This is a genomic window from uncultured Apibacter sp. (genome assembly GCF_946479295.1).
Lineage (GTDB): Bacteria > Bacteroidota > Bacteroidia > Flavobacteriales > Weeksellaceae > Apibacter.
Genome location: NZ_CAMLFD010000003.1, coordinates 151,694 through 165,972, shown reverse-complemented (window position 1 = coordinate 165,972; position 14,279 = coordinate 151,694). Strand labels below are relative to the sequence as shown.

13 protein-coding genes are annotated in these 14,279 nt (G+C 28.6%); 6 read left to right on the top strand and 7 right to left on the bottom strand.

Annotated elements, in window-relative coordinates; genetic code table 11:
* Nucleotides 1-617, top strand: a 617-nt coding sequence (locus Q0T35_RS04375; protein ID WP_295841111.1) for a hypothetical protein, incomplete at its 5' end; no start/stop codon positions are given.
* Between the two features lie 58 nt (nt 618-675).
* Here Q0T35_RS04375 and Q0T35_RS04370 read toward each other — a convergent pair.
* From Q0T35_RS04370 to lipB, 6 genes are all read right to left on the bottom strand, one after another.
* Nucleotides 676-1,128 carry a low molecular weight protein-tyrosine-phosphatase gene (locus tag Q0T35_RS04370; RefSeq protein ID WP_295841108.1) on the bottom strand — a complete coding sequence of 151 codons (453 nt, stop codon included), beginning with the start codon at nt 1,126-1,128 and terminating at the stop codon, nt 676-678.
* Between the two features lie 2 nt (nt 1,129-1,130).
* The gene (dnaA, locus tag Q0T35_RS04365) at nt 1,131-2,555 is read right to left on the bottom strand and encodes a chromosomal replication initiator protein DnaA (RefSeq protein WP_295841107.1); all 1,425 of its coding nucleotides are present in this window, start codon (nt 2,553-2,555) and stop codon (nt 1,131-1,133) included.
* A gap of 495 nt (nt 2,556-3,050) precedes the next feature.
* Entirely contained in the window at nt 3,051-3,671 is a 621-nt protein-coding gene (locus Q0T35_RS04360) for a YigZ family protein (protein ID WP_295841105.1), read from the bottom strand.
* Between the two features lie 31 nt (nt 3,672-3,702).
* Nucleotides 3,703-4,755 (bottom strand): bifunctional diaminohydroxyphosphoribosylaminopyrimidine deaminase/5-amino-6-(5-phosphoribosylamino)uracil reductase RibD, encoded by a 1,053-nt coding sequence (ribD, locus tag Q0T35_RS04355; RefSeq protein ID WP_295841104.1) that lies wholly within the window; start codon nt 4,753-4,755, stop codon nt 3,703-3,705.
* Between the two features lie 27 nt (nt 4,756-4,782).
* Nucleotides 4,783-6,711, bottom strand: coding sequence for a DUF349 domain-containing protein (locus tag Q0T35_RS04350; RefSeq protein ID WP_295841103.1), 1,929 nt, complete (start codon nt 6,709-6,711; stop codon nt 4,783-4,785).
* A 399-nt stretch (nt 6,712-7,110) separates the two neighbouring features.
* Nucleotides 7,111-7,824: a lipoyl(octanoyl) transferase LipB gene (lipB, locus tag Q0T35_RS04345; protein ID WP_295841101.1), complete on the bottom strand. Its 714-nt coding sequence runs from the start codon at nt 7,822-7,824 to the stop codon at nt 7,111-7,113.
* Between the two features lie 472 nt (nt 7,825-8,296).
* Between lipB and trxA the strand changes: the two genes are divergently transcribed.
* Nucleotides 8,297-8,617, top strand: a complete 321-nt coding sequence (trxA, locus tag Q0T35_RS04340; RefSeq protein ID WP_293918768.1) for a thioredoxin — start codon at nt 8,297-8,299, stop codon at nt 8,615-8,617.
* 89 nt (nt 8,618-8,706) lie between these two features.
* On the opposite strand, the gene typA is transcribed toward trxA, so the two are convergent.
* Nucleotides 8,707-10,467 (bottom strand): translational GTPase TypA, encoded by a 1,761-nt coding sequence (typA, locus tag Q0T35_RS04335; protein WP_293918766.1) that lies wholly within the window; start codon nt 10,465-10,467, stop codon nt 8,707-8,709.
* Nucleotides 10,468-10,619: 152 nt separating this feature from the next.
* Between typA and Q0T35_RS04330 the strand changes: the two genes are divergently transcribed.
* From Q0T35_RS04330 to Q0T35_RS04315, 4 genes are all read left to right on the top strand, one after another.
* The gene (locus Q0T35_RS04330; protein ID WP_293918764.1) at nt 10,620-11,027 is read left to right on the top strand and encodes a hypothetical protein; all 408 of its coding nucleotides are present in this window, start codon (nt 10,620-10,622) and stop codon (nt 11,025-11,027) included.
* A 465-nt stretch (nt 11,028-11,492) separates the two neighbouring features.
* Nucleotides 11,493-13,028 (top strand): YifB family Mg chelatase-like AAA ATPase, encoded by a 1,536-nt coding sequence (locus Q0T35_RS04325; protein WP_295841100.1) that lies wholly within the window; start codon nt 11,493-11,495, stop codon nt 13,026-13,028.
* A gap of 75 nt (nt 13,029-13,103) precedes the next feature.
* On the top strand, nt 13,104-13,592 hold the full coding sequence (locus tag Q0T35_RS04320) for an N-acetyltransferase family protein (RefSeq protein WP_295841099.1): 489 nt from the start codon (nt 13,104-13,106) through the stop codon (nt 13,590-13,592).
* Nucleotides 13,593-13,691: 99 nt separating this feature from the next.
* Entirely contained in the window at nt 13,692-13,985 is a 294-nt protein-coding gene (locus Q0T35_RS04315) for a Dabb family protein (protein WP_295841097.1), read from the top strand.
* Nucleotides 13,986-14,279 lie beyond the last annotated feature (294 nt).

The following is a 14,279-nucleotide window of genomic DNA, read 5'->3' as shown; positions in this document are numbered from 1 at the left end:
TTACTGAAACCACGGGTGATAGAGAATGGTCTTTGCAATGGGAAAATAATTCATTAAAAAGCATTGAGTCCCGCTATCTAGATTTTCAAGACACTAACCATACTGGTAACTTAAAGTTACTCTTCAATGATAAAGAACAGATCAACCGTGTCATTATTGAAGATGATTTTGCTTATGTATCCCTCTTAGTTCCTCGCGATGATTTGGAGATTGATTTTAAAACCTTTAATGATTTACTAGCAAAGCAGAATATTTTTGCCGATAATCTATCAATTTGGTCTATCGAAGATGCACTTTTTAATCAATGGTTAGATCAAGGATTCTTAAATCAAGTTAAGCAATTAGAGTTATATAAAACAAAAATCGAACTTTCAACTACTGCTAGATTGATTAAATTACCTTCTTTAGAAAGACTAAACTATCGAGAATCTTCGTTATACCAAACAGATTTAGCCCATGCTGAAAAACAAAAACAACAATATCGAGCACAAGCACTCGCCTTATTTGCTTTACAACAAAATAGCAACGTAAAAATAAGGTTTACTGATGGTAGAGTTGATTACTTTCAAGCGTTTTTACCCGATGAGTTAAAGCAGCAGCTTCCTAAACAAGAATAACAATCATGATAGTCAGAATAGAACTCAATCAACTAGAAAATCGTAGTGGAATTATCCATTAATCTTTAACAATTTTTTCAGCGATATAAGTACAAACATCATTTAATTGGTCGAAAACCTTCTCAAAATCTTCAATATTGCCATAATAAGGGTCAGGAACGCTTTTTTTTTCTGTATTGGGTGATTCAGACATAATTAATCTAACCTTTTTCTTATCGACTTCTTTCTTTGCTTTAAAAATCAGATCACTGTAATTAGCATGATCCATAGCATAAATAATATCAAATTTATCAAAATCAGAAGTTACGAATTGCCTACTTTTTAATTGAGAAATATTGATATTGTTTTTTTTGCAAATTTCAATGGCTCGTTTGTCAGGTTTTTCATTAACATGATAATCGGCAATTCCTGCACTATCAATAATATAGTTATCCGGAAGCTTTGATCGTAGAATACCCTCTGCCATTGGAGAACGACAAATATTTCCTAAACATACCATTAAAATTTTCATATCTAAGATGTCAATTTTTTATTTAATTCGTCAACATAGGATTTGAATAACTTATTAGTTTCAAATAAATTGTCGACAGTTTTACAGGCATGTAGTACAGTAGCATGATCTCTCTTTCCTATTTGAAATCCGATTGAAGAAAGAGACGCATTGGTATATTTCTTGGCAAAATACATGGCTAACTGTCTTGCCTGTACAATATCCCTTTTTCTAGTTTTAGACTGTAATGCATCTATAGATACTTTAAAATAGTCACAAACTAGATTTTGAATATATTCAATTGTAATATCTTTTTTCGAATTGGTAATAAGGTTTGATAGTGTCTTTTCAACAAGTTCTAATGTTATTTCCTTCTTATTAAAAGTAGCCTGAGCAATAATTGAATTTAAAGATCCCTCAAGCTCTCTTATATTAGTTTTTATATTTTTAGCAATATATTCTAATACTTCTTCAGAAAGCTCAATCCCATCAAATTCCATTTTTTGCTGAAGAATTGCAAGTCTTGTAGTATAATCAGGAATTTGAATTTCAGTGGAAAGTCCCCATTTAAAACGTGAAATTAACCGTTGTTCGACATCTTGAATATCAACAGGGGATTTGTCAGAAGTTAAAATAATTTGTTTTCCGTTTTGATGAAGGTGATTGAAAATATGGAAAAAAACTTCTTGTGTACCTTTTTTGCCAGATATAAAATGAATGTCATCAACTATTAGAACGTCAATCATTTGATAGAAGTGCATAAAATCATTTCTATTATTTGACTTAGTAGCCTCTTGGAATTGCTGACAAAATTTTTCCATTGAAACATACAAAACTGTTTTTTCAGATTGTATTTTCTTTACCTCTAAGCCAATAGCATGGGCCAAATGAGTTTTACCTAATCCAACACTGCTATAAATAAATAATGGGTTGAAAGAAGTTCCACCAGGTCTTTTTGCAATTTGTTTTCCTGCTGATCGAGCCAGACGGTTAGAATCTCCCTCAATAAAATTCTCGAAAGTATAATTAGTATTGAGTTGGCTATCAATTTTTACTTTTTGTAACCCGGGAACTGCAAATGGACTTATAGATCCTCTTTCAATAAATAGAGGGGCTTCAACTTCCTGAAGCTTGATTTGTGCTTTTTGCGAACTTGGTATATTTACTGTAAAAGAAGCATCTGTTTGTTGGTTCTTTTCCATCATAATGGAATAAACCAATTTTGCATCTTTTCCAAGATTTTTAGTTAAAGCACTTTTGATTATTTTAATATAATTTTCTTCAAGATATTCGTAATAAAATTTACTAGGTACTTGAATTGTTAAAATTTTATCTTGAAGCTTTACGGCTTTTATCGGTTGAAACCATGTGAAATAAGATTTCTCAGAGATATTATCTTTGATATACTGTAGACAAGCTTCCCATATTGAAATCGCCGTTTTTATCATCTTAATTATGGTAAATATATGTTGAAATATTCAACAGTTTTTTAGATCACAAAATTGTTAATTTATTTTAGAAAAAAAAAGAGTATTTGCTGTTGTATTTTAAGAAATTTATTAGTAAGTAAATAAATATAAGTTTTATCTTATTTATATAAAGGCTAATTTTAGGCGTAATGTAAGTGAAAGTAATATAAAAAACAAAGTTGAACTAATTAATTGCAATATTTTAGGAAATAGAATGCTAAGATTTATTTATAAATTTCAATTAATTTTTATATGGAGTAAATTAATAAAAATAGTCTCCAACAATCAATATAAATGCTTCTATATAAAATAATGAAATTTGACTATTTTTCATGTCAGGATATAAAATTTTTTTAAAAATAAAAGGTTTGCTTAAGTAAGTAAAATATTCATATGAAAAGATGAATCAAGCTTAATGTTAATAATATTTTTTAAAATTAATATAAAAGAATTGTAATGATTTAAAAATTTAGCCTATGGTATCATATTTATAGAAACAAAATGTTGAGCAATATGAGAATCGAATTTTTCAAAAAATAAATTCTTTTTCTTCATAGGTATTTCAATGCATAGATTACATTTTTCATAAAAATTAGAATTTAAAATATCAATATTTAATTTTTTTAATAGCGTCATTACGGAAGATTGATGGGTATAATCAAAAGTTAGTTCATATTTTTCGCTAAGTTCTCTTATAATAATCTTTGCTGATTCTATGGTATGTTGGGCGCTTTCCTTATAAGCTTTAATTAGTCCGCCTACGCCAAGTTTTGTTCCTCCAAAATATCGTACGACAATTAAAATTACATTAGTAAGTTCCGAAGAAAGTAACTGATTATAAATGGGTAATCCTGCTGTTCCGGATGGTTCTCCATCATCATTTGCCCTATAAAGTTCTCCTGAAATTCCAAGACGATACGCATAACAATAATGAGTAGCATTGGGGTAAAGTTCTTGGCTATATTGTAAATAGTTTTTTATTTCTTGTTCATTACTTACATTAAATAAAAGACCATAAAATTTGCTTCCCTTTATTTTTAAAAGTGCATCAGTTATTTCAGAATCTATAGTTTTATAAATAAATTTATCAGACATACATAAATTTAAAATAAAGTAGATTTCGTGCTTACAATATGGAGGATATATTTCTTATGTATGAGATAAGATTATTTCCTATATATTCCTGTTCAGTGATTTCACCAAAGAGATTGGGAGATTTAGTGCCATTTTTGACGATAGTTTGAGAAGATATAATAATTGCCTCATCCCATAATTCCGAATCAATAAAATGTTGTAAAGTTTGTCTACCTCCTTCTACTATAATTGATTGAATATTTTTATCATATAGAATTTTCATTATCTGTGGAAGAATGTCCGTATCAAAATTTATCTTAAAATAATTTATTCCTTCTTCCGAACTCGTCATTATTTTATTAAAAACATAAGTTACGATATCCTGATTAAATATATTAAAAGAGGAGGGGGTTTCTAAATCTTTATCTATGAGTAATCTAATCGGATTTTTGCCGTAAATAGTTCTTGTTGTTAAACTGGGGTTATCTATTAATGCAGTATTTTTACCGACTAAAATTGATTGTTCTTGGGATCTTAATAAATGAGTTTTCTGTATTGAAAATGGGTTACTGATCCAGAAGGGGTGTTTTCTTTCCACTCCATTATCCATTTTTTTATTTAATGTTTCGGCCCATTTCAAGATAATGTAAGGTCGTTTTTTTATATGATATGTTAAAAATCTTTTATTTAGTTCTTTACATTCTTTTTCTAAAATGCCAATAATAACCTCGGCTCCAGAATTTTTAATCAATTCAACTCCTTTTCCATTCACCTTACCGGTGGGGTCTAAAGTACCTATAACAACTTTTTTAAACTCTAATTCAATAATTTTTAAAGCACAGGGAGGAGTTTTACCATGATGGGAACAAGGCTCCAAAGAAACATATAGTGTACTTTCTTTTAATAAACTTTGATCGTTTACAGAAGAAATAGCATTGATTTCTGCATGAGCTTCACCGGATCTCTTATGCCAACCTTCGCCAATAATTTTGTGATCATAAACAATTACAGCGCCAACTAAAGGATTAGGATAGGTGGTTCCTAATCCATTTTTAGCTAGTTCTATACAACGATGCATGTAGATCTCATCCTCATTTTTAGTCATAAATTTATATAACAAAAGATAATAATCCTAATCTGCACTGTCCTCTTCGTTTGATTCATCGCCAGACAAATTCAGATTAACAAGCTTAGAATATGTTTGCTTTAATTCTTCAAGTTTTGCTTTTTTTGCTTCAATATTATTTAAAGTATTTTGTAAAATAGGGTTATCTTGTTTCGCATTTGAAAAAAACGATAAATTATTTTCAAGTTGTACAATTTCATGTCCAAGATCTTGTATTTGCTTTCTCATCTTTCTAAGATCTTCATCCAGCTTTTTATCGTCTTTAGATTGTTTGTAATTTTCAACCTTAATATTTAACTGAATTTCATCAACAACATTCTTATCTATATCAAACTTTTTGATAATATTTTTTATCGCTTGATTAAATTCTTTGTTAATACTCATTTCTTCTCTTGGGACTTTTCCGATAGAGTTCCATTGAATGCTATATTCATTGATTTTAGCTAGCGCCTCTTCTTTATTGTTCGCAGTAAATGAAGATATTTCTGACAAAAGGTTTTGTTTTCTTTTCAAATTTTCGGTCCATTCTTCATTTACTTTGTTATTTCTTTGTTTATATCTATTAAAGAAGTAATTACAATTTTCTCTAAACTCATCCCATAGCTTATCAGAATATTTTCTTGGAACATGACCAATGTTTTTCCATTCGTTCTGAATCTTTTTATAAAGATTTAAGATCACATCCCAGTCTTCGCTATCTTTATTTGCTTTGGCAATCTCCAATAAATCGTTTTTCTTTTTAAGATTCTCTTGTTGTACCCTTTTTAAGTCTTTATAGAAAGTATTTTTTTTACCGTTTATTTCATGAAGAAGATTTTTGAATTTGCTCCATGTATCGCCACTTACTTCTTTAGGAATTCTACCTGTTGTAAAAAAAGCTTCTCGTAATTCTTCAATTTTTTTGACATTATTCTGCCAGAAAGAATGATCCGGATTTTCTACTGTTGCTATTGATTCAAGCTGAGAAATGATAGTTTGCTTTTTTTCTAAATTAGCTTGTTGTTCTTCTTTTATTTTTTCGAATAGTTCAGATTTTCTTTCATGAATTTTTTGAGTAATGGTTTTAAATTCTTGCCAAGTACTTTCTCTAAATTCTTCAGCTACTGGTTCTGCTTGTTCTTTCCAAAGTTTATGTAAATATTGCAGTTCGTTTAATGCTTTTTGTACACTTGGTTCAGTAATTAGTTCATTAGCTCTGCTTATTATAGCTTTTCTTTGTTCCAAGTTATGAGCATAATCTAACTCTTCAAGCTCTTTATTTAATTTAATAAACTCATGCGCATTATCCAAGTGATGAAAATATGTTCTGAATACATCTCCAGCTTTTGATTTTGGAATTTTACCTGCATTATGCCATTTTTCTTTTATATCTCTGAACTTTTTAAAGAAAGAACTTATGGATTCCATGGGAGTCGTATAAAGCTCTTTTAATTCTTCAATAATTTGAAGTCTTTTAGTAAGATTGTTTTGTTCGTTTTTTTCTTGCTCTTTATAATATGAGTTAAGTTTTGCTCTGTAATCATGATATACGGAATTAAATTTGTTTTTTAAAAATAGATCCGGTTGATAACTTAACTCATCGCCCCCTTCTTCAAGAAACTTTTCCTTTCTTGTAACCTCATGCTCATCAAATTTTTTCGTAAATATATCTCTTATTGAGTTTATATTTTCTCCAATTAAATAAACAGGGTATTTAGTAAGGAGGTGTTTAACTTCATCAATAAGTTTGTCTAATGAAAAAGACTCATAATCTTTTTCCGGGATCGTTGTTTCTTCAACGGAATGATCCGCCTTATTGTTTTCAGAATTAAGCTCATCAATAGAATCTTCCTTAGCAGAGTCTTGATGATAGGATGATTCTACATCATTTTGTAATGATTCAACATTTTTTTCATTTCCTTCTGCATGATGCAGGTTATCCGATTCAGTGCCCATATTATTGATATTTTTCCAAACAAAAATATAAAAAATATTGCATATGTGCTATATAAGTAATAATAAAATGTAAATGATTTAAATAATTAAAAGAAAATTAATTTTTATATTATAAGATAAATTAGTTATAAAAACCTAAGAGTAGTTTAATAAATAAAATAGTAAAAAAATAAAATTTAAAATTCCTTAAATATATGTTAAATTAGCTACATATGTTCAATCCTAGCCTCAATTAAAATATAATTTTTTAAAAATTTGTTTTTAAAGGATTTAAGGTTTTATATAACTGTTATAAAAGGAGAAATATTAATACTTATATGGGATGATTATTGAAAAAAATAGTAGTAAAAAACTAATGCTAGGTCTAATTTTTATAAGAATTGGAAAAATTATAAAGTATTAAATCCATTCAAAATCGAATATTTCAGAAAAATTTTTTTTAATAAGTTTTTTTACTTCATAAGGATCCACATTCCTTTCTAACTCTTTTTCTAAGGATGTGACTGATTTGTCTTTAATTCCGCAAGGAATTATGTAATCAAAATACGAAAGGTTAGGAGAGAGATTCAATGCAAAACCATGCATAGTAACCCATTGGCTTGCTTTTACGCCAATTGCACAAATTTTCCTAGCAAAAGGTTTATCTGCATCAATCCAAACTCCTGTTTCACCAGTTGATCTTTCCCCTTTTATTCCATAATGATTTATAGTTTTAATGATTACTTCTTCCAACTTCCGCATATACATATGTATATCGTTAAAAAAATTATCAAGGTCTAAAATAGGATAACCTACAATTTGTCCTGGACCATGATACGTAATATCACCTCCTCGGTTAGTTTTAATGAACTGAGCATCAATTTCTTGGAGTTTAGAATTAGTGATTAAAAGATTTTGAAAATTACCGTTTTTTCCTAAAGTAAATATATGAGGATGGGAGACGCTTAAAAAATAATTAGGCGTAAGTAGTGATTTACTATTACTAAGTTTTTTATTATTTAACTTAATTGAGATAATGTGTTGTAATAATTTTTCTTGTAATTTCCAGGTTTTAAGATAGTCAGCTTGATGCAAATCTTTATATATGACTTTTTTATTTTGAATTTTGTACATTCGGCAAATTTAATTTTATAAATATAAATAAATATATAGGAAAAGAAAGTCAGACTTATTAATAAACTAATATAAGCTAAGTCGAGACGAAGAAAGTAAGTGAAAAATATTATAAAATGTTATAACATGTAAAACCCTTTCAATAGAAACTATGAAAGGGTTCATTAACACTAAAAAACTTTATTAAAGAACAACTAATTATTGATGCAAATATACATCTTTTTTCTTAAAAACAAAAATAAATTACAGATTTAGGTAAAAATTGTTAATAAAATCTTTAAACTTGATATTATTATGTTAAGGATAAAATTTGAGATAAATAATTTTTTCTTTAACTTTTCTTAATAAACTTAGCATATATTAATTTTTTTTAAATATAAATCATTTAAAATGCTTTTTTATTAATAGTGTAAAATGAAATTTTTAAATTATTTTTGTTCAATAATTTAATGATGCAAATAAATATAATTATATGAGCTTAGAAATTAATGATCAAACCTTCAAAGAAGAAGTATTAAGCTCCAAGGAACCTGTTTTAGTGGATTTTTGGGCAGAATGGTGTGGGCCATGTAGAAGTTTAAAACCAATTGTGGATGAATTATCTGAAGAATTTAAGGGTAAAGTAAAAGTGGCTAAAATTGATATTGATGCAAATCAGGAAATTTCAGTAGAATATGGAATCAGAAATATTCCAACGCTTTTATTCTTTAAAAATGGACAAGTTGTAGATAAAGTTGTGGGGGTTCAACCTAAAGAACAACTTGCAGAAAAAATGAATGCATTATTGGATTAAGACAATTAGTAAAAATTAAAAAAAATAAAAATATCCTGAATTTATTCAGGATATTTTTATTTATAATAAAATATAATATTTATTCTAAATTAGGAATTGATTTTCCTCATTCGTAAGCTTTTAGGAGTTATTTCAAGATATTCATCATCTTTAATATATTCCATAGCTTCTTCTAATGAGAATTCAACTTTTGGGAAAATTTTGGCTGCTTGGTCAGAACCGGAGGCTCTCACATTAGTCAATTTCTTTCCTTTAATTAGATTTACCTCTAAATCGTTATCTCGGCTATGCTCACCTACTACCTGACCTTTATATATCTGATCTCCGGGTTCTACAAAAAATTTGCCTCTATCTTGTAGTCTATCAATTGCATAAGCCAAAGCTTGACCCGTTTCAGATGAAACCATTGATCCGTTTTGTCTTTGTGGAATTATGTCCTTAACCGGTTCGAAATCTTTAAATCTATGATTGATGATAGCTTCTCCGGAAGTTGCTGTTAGTAATAGATTTCGCAATCCGATAAGTCCACGAGAAGATATATCGAATTCTAAATGTTGCAAGTCTCCTTTAGGCTCCATCACTTTTAATTCTCCTTTTCGTTGAGTAACTAGTTCAATTGCTTTACCTGCTACTGCATCCGGAACATCAATTACCAAATGTTCATAAGGTTCATGTTTTACTCCGTCTATTTCTTTAATAGTAACTTTAGGTCTTCCTACTTGCAATTCATATCCTTCACGTCTCATAGTTTCAATGAGGACTGATAAATGTAAAATTCCTCGTCCAAATACATTAAATTTATCTTCAGAATCTGTTTCTTCAACTCGTAAAGCTAAATTAATTTCAGTTTCTTTCATAAGGCGATCCCTTAAATGGCGCGAAGTAACATATTTACCCTCTTTACCAAAAAAAGGAGATGTATTTATGGTAAATAACATACTCATAGTTGGCTCATCTACCGCAATACGAGGGAGTGCTTCTGGTTCATTTAAATCTGCAATGGTATCTCCGATTTCAAAATTATCAATTCCGATCACAGCACACAAATCGCCACTTCTTACAGATTCTACTGATTTTCTTCCTAACCCTTCGAAGACTTGTAATTCTTTAATACGTATTTTTTTATTTTTACCATCTTCTTGACATAGAGTATAATCTTTTCCGGAGACTAAATCTCCTCTATATACACGGCCTATTGCTATTTTACCGACAAAATTAGAGAAATCAAGGGAAGTAATTTGCATTTGAGGAGTTCCTTCAACATAAGGTGCTTCCGGTATCAGTTCGATGATCTTATCTAATAAATAGGTAATATTATCTGTTGGTTGTTTATAATCTCCCGACATCCATCCTTGTTTAGAAGACCCATATACGGTTTCAAAATCCAATTGCTCTTCTGTAGCCTCCAAATTAAACATCAGTTCAAATACTTGGTCGTGAACATGCTCTGGCTGGCAATTTTCTTTGTCTACCTTGTTGATTACTACAATCGGTTTTAAACCTAGCTCAATCGCCTTACTTAATACAAATCGTGTTTGAGGCATAGGCCCTTCAAAAGCATCTACAAGTAATAAAACACCATCAGCCATTTTAAGTACTCGTTCAACTTCTCCTCCAAAATCAGCATGTCCGGGAGTATCAATAATATTGATTTTTATTCCCTTATAATTTACAGAAACATTCTTTGACAAAATGGTTATTCCTCTTTCACGTTCTAGATCATTATTATCTAGAATTAAATCCCCGTCATTTTTCTCAACAACATTACAGGATTGAATAATTTTATCTACCAATGTTGTCTTTCCATGATCGACATGGGCAATAATTGCTATATTTCTAATTGATTGCATATATGATTTTAAAATTCAGGTGCAAATGTAAGTTTTTTATTACTAAATATATGGTTTTGTGATATTAAATTAAATTATAATAATAGTAATTAAAATATTTAGTTAAAAACAAGATTTATTGTAATTTTGATAGCAAATAAAAAGATTTGAATATGAAAATAGCTTATATCCTTTTTTTATTAGGTATAACAATAACAATGAATTCTTGTAAAGAGAAAAAAAAGATTCAAAATGAACCGGAAAAAATAAATTATAATGATAGTGCTAATCTTATAGACAAGAAATCTATAAATAAGGATGTCATAAGTTTAGAACCTATTAATGATATACCCACATTTGATACTAAATATGCTAACCAGTTTGTAATTGACATAAAATCTTATTTTGAACAAATGGCTGAAGCTTCCCGAAAAGGAGAAACTGATAAAATTTTGGAATTGCAATTAAAAGCAAACGATTTTGATACAGAATTTAAAAAAGTCAAAGAAAGTTTAGACCCAAAACAACAGGAAAAGCTTACGACTTGGTATATGCAATTGGTTAAAGCTGCTTCAAACTAGGATTTATTCGTAATAAATTTCTTATTTTTTAATTTATATTAGACTCAAACCAAAAATATAATGATCTTTACCTAATATATAATTCATAAATAATCTACTTAATTATTCAGCACATAACATATTAAATTTAATAATTGCACTATTACAGGATGAATTTCGAAAATGAAAAAATTATTATAAGTAAAAATATTTTAAAAAATTAGAATTATATAAGTATTTTCTTTGCAAGTTAATCCAATTGATAACATTGTTAAATTTTTTTTAACATTCTTCTTTTTAAGGAGCTAATAGCATCAAAATGAATATAAATAAAAGAATTACTTATTGATATATAATAATTTAAGTTAATAACTGTTTTCATTTTATATAAATATTTTAAAATAGCTGGAGAATAGTAGCACTGCATTAAGATGTAATAATATAAAATAAAATATTTTTATCTTTATACGGATAAATTATATTTATATGCTAACTAAAACTTATGGAAGTTCTGTTTATGGTGTAAATGCCCAATTAATTACAATTGAAGTAAATGTTGATAGAGGAGTAGGATATCAGTTAGTTGGAATGCCTGATACAGCTATAAAAGAAAGTGCCCATCGTATTTCTGCTGCTCTTAAAAATTGTGGTTATAAAATGCCAGGTAAAATGATTACCGTAAATATGGCTCCGGCAGATTTAAGAAAAGAAGGATCTGCTTACGATTTGACCATTGCTATTGGCATATTGGCAGCCTCTGAACAAATAAAAGGAGAAGGTTTGGAACAATATCTAATTATGGGAGAATTATCTTTGGATGGCTCTTTACAACCTATAAAGGGAGTATTACCCATAGCTATACAAGCAAGACAAGACGGATTCAAAGGATTTTTTCTCCCTAGACAAAATGCTAAAGAAGCAGCAATAGTAAATGACCTTGAGGTGTACGGAATCAATAATATAAAAGAAGTAATAAATTTCTTTGATAAAAAAGAAAAATTAACACCGGTTGTAGTTAATACGAGAGAAGAATTTTTTGAAAATAATAATAAATTTTTATTTGATTTTTCTGAAGTAAAAGGTCAAGAAAATGTAAAAAGAGCATTAGAAATTGCAGCTGCCGGAGGGCATAATGTATTATTAATAGGTCCTCCGGGAAGTGGAAAAACTATGCTTGCCAAACGAATCCCATCTATATTGCCACCATTAACCTTATCTGAAGCTTTAGAAACTACAAAAATTCATTCCGTGGCAGGAAAATTAGGATCTGAATCTTCGTTAATGACCGTAAGACCCTATCGTAATCCCCATCATACAATATCGGGCGCAGCTTTAGTAGGAGGGGGGAGTTATCCTCAACCGGGAGAAATCTCTCTATCACATAATGGAGTTCTTTTTCTAGATGAATTACCTGAATTTAACAGGCAGGTACTGGAAGTAATGAGACAACCTCTAGAAGATAGAATAGTAACTATATCAAGAGCAAAATTTACGATTACTTATCCAGCCAGTTTTATGTTAATAGCTTCCATGAATCCTTCTCCTTCAGGATATTTCCCCAATGATCCAAAAAATACCAGTTCAGTTCAGGAAATGCAAAGATACATGAATAAGATTTCAGGACCTTTATTAGATAGAATAGATATTCATATTGAAGTTACTCCTGTGCCTTTTGATGATTTATCGACAAAAAGGAAAGGAGAATCTAGTGCTGAAATAAGAAGTAGGGTGATTGAGGCAAGAAAAATACAATCAGAAAGATATAAGAAGATAGAAGGGATACACTATAATGCTCAAATTGGACCGAAACAACTGGATGAATATTGTTTATTAGATGATTCATCTAAAAAACTTTTGAAATCAGCAATTGAACGTCTAGGTTTGTCTGCCAGGGCTTATGACCGTATTTTAAGAGTAGGAAGAACCATTGCTGATTTAGAAAAATCTATAACAATACAATCGCATCATATTGCAGAAGCCATACAATATCGAAGTCTGGATAGGGAAGGATGGGTAAAGTAAGGTAATATTAAAAGGATAATATTGGCAAAAATTTTTTAAATTAATTGTAATTTTATTTCTCAAAATTTAATGAATATGGTAAGAATGGTTCAACCGTCGGATGCACCAAGAATAGCTGAAATATATAACTATTATATAGAAAATACAGTTATTACCTTTGAAGAAGAAAAAGTAAGCAAACAAGATATAGAACAAAGAATTCAAAAAATTCTTAAGAAGGGCTTTCCTTATATAGTTTATGAAAAAGGCGGGAAAGTAATAGGATATGCATATGTAAATAACTGGCGGGAAAGATCAGCCTATGATATTACCTTAGAAAATAGTATTTATGTGGATCGTTATGAAACCAAACAAGGCATCGGTAGTTTATTATTTACAAGATTAATCCAAGAGTCAGTGAAAATAAATATACATTCCCTAATAGGAGTAATTTCATTACCCAATGAACCGAGCCGTAGATTACATAATAAATTTGGATTTAAATTGATAGGAAATTTTAAAGAATCGGGTAAAAAATTTAATAAGCTGATAGATGTTGAATTTTGGCAGTTTATACTCGATTAAATAAATACGGAATTCATTTTTCATTGACAAAAAAATTAATTATAAAATTGTTTATATTAGTAATAATAGTAAATTGAATAAAATTTTAAAAAAAATAAAATGATACATCATATTGTAATGTGGAAATTAAAAGAAGCAGATAAAAAAAATAATGCTTTGAAAATTAAACAACAATTAGAATCTTTAAAAGGAATTATAAAAGAATTAGTGCATATTCAAGTGCACATTAATATGGATATTGCTCCTGAAAATAATTTTGATGTGATTCTTGAATCTCAATTCAAGAATTTTGAAGATTTAACTCTCTATACAAACCATCCGGAACACCTTACAGTTGTTAATTATATAAAAACAGTAGTTGAACAAAGAGTAGCAATCGATTACGAAGCATAATATCAAAGTAAACTTATTGACTAAAAAGGAAGTTTTTATTTAATAAAAGCTTCCTTTTTTACTAAAACAGATATTTTTTAATATTATAAGTATTATGAAGATAAGATTAAAAAATTAATAAGATCGTAATTTAGATATAATTTATGAATCAGTATCACATCTAAGCTTATAGCTGTTAACTAATATATATAAATTAGTAGAATATATCAATAATGTAATTATATGGTGGTTTTAGTATATATAATTATAAATAATTCATTGAAAAGCTATTTTTGTTGAAAAATAAATAAAGGT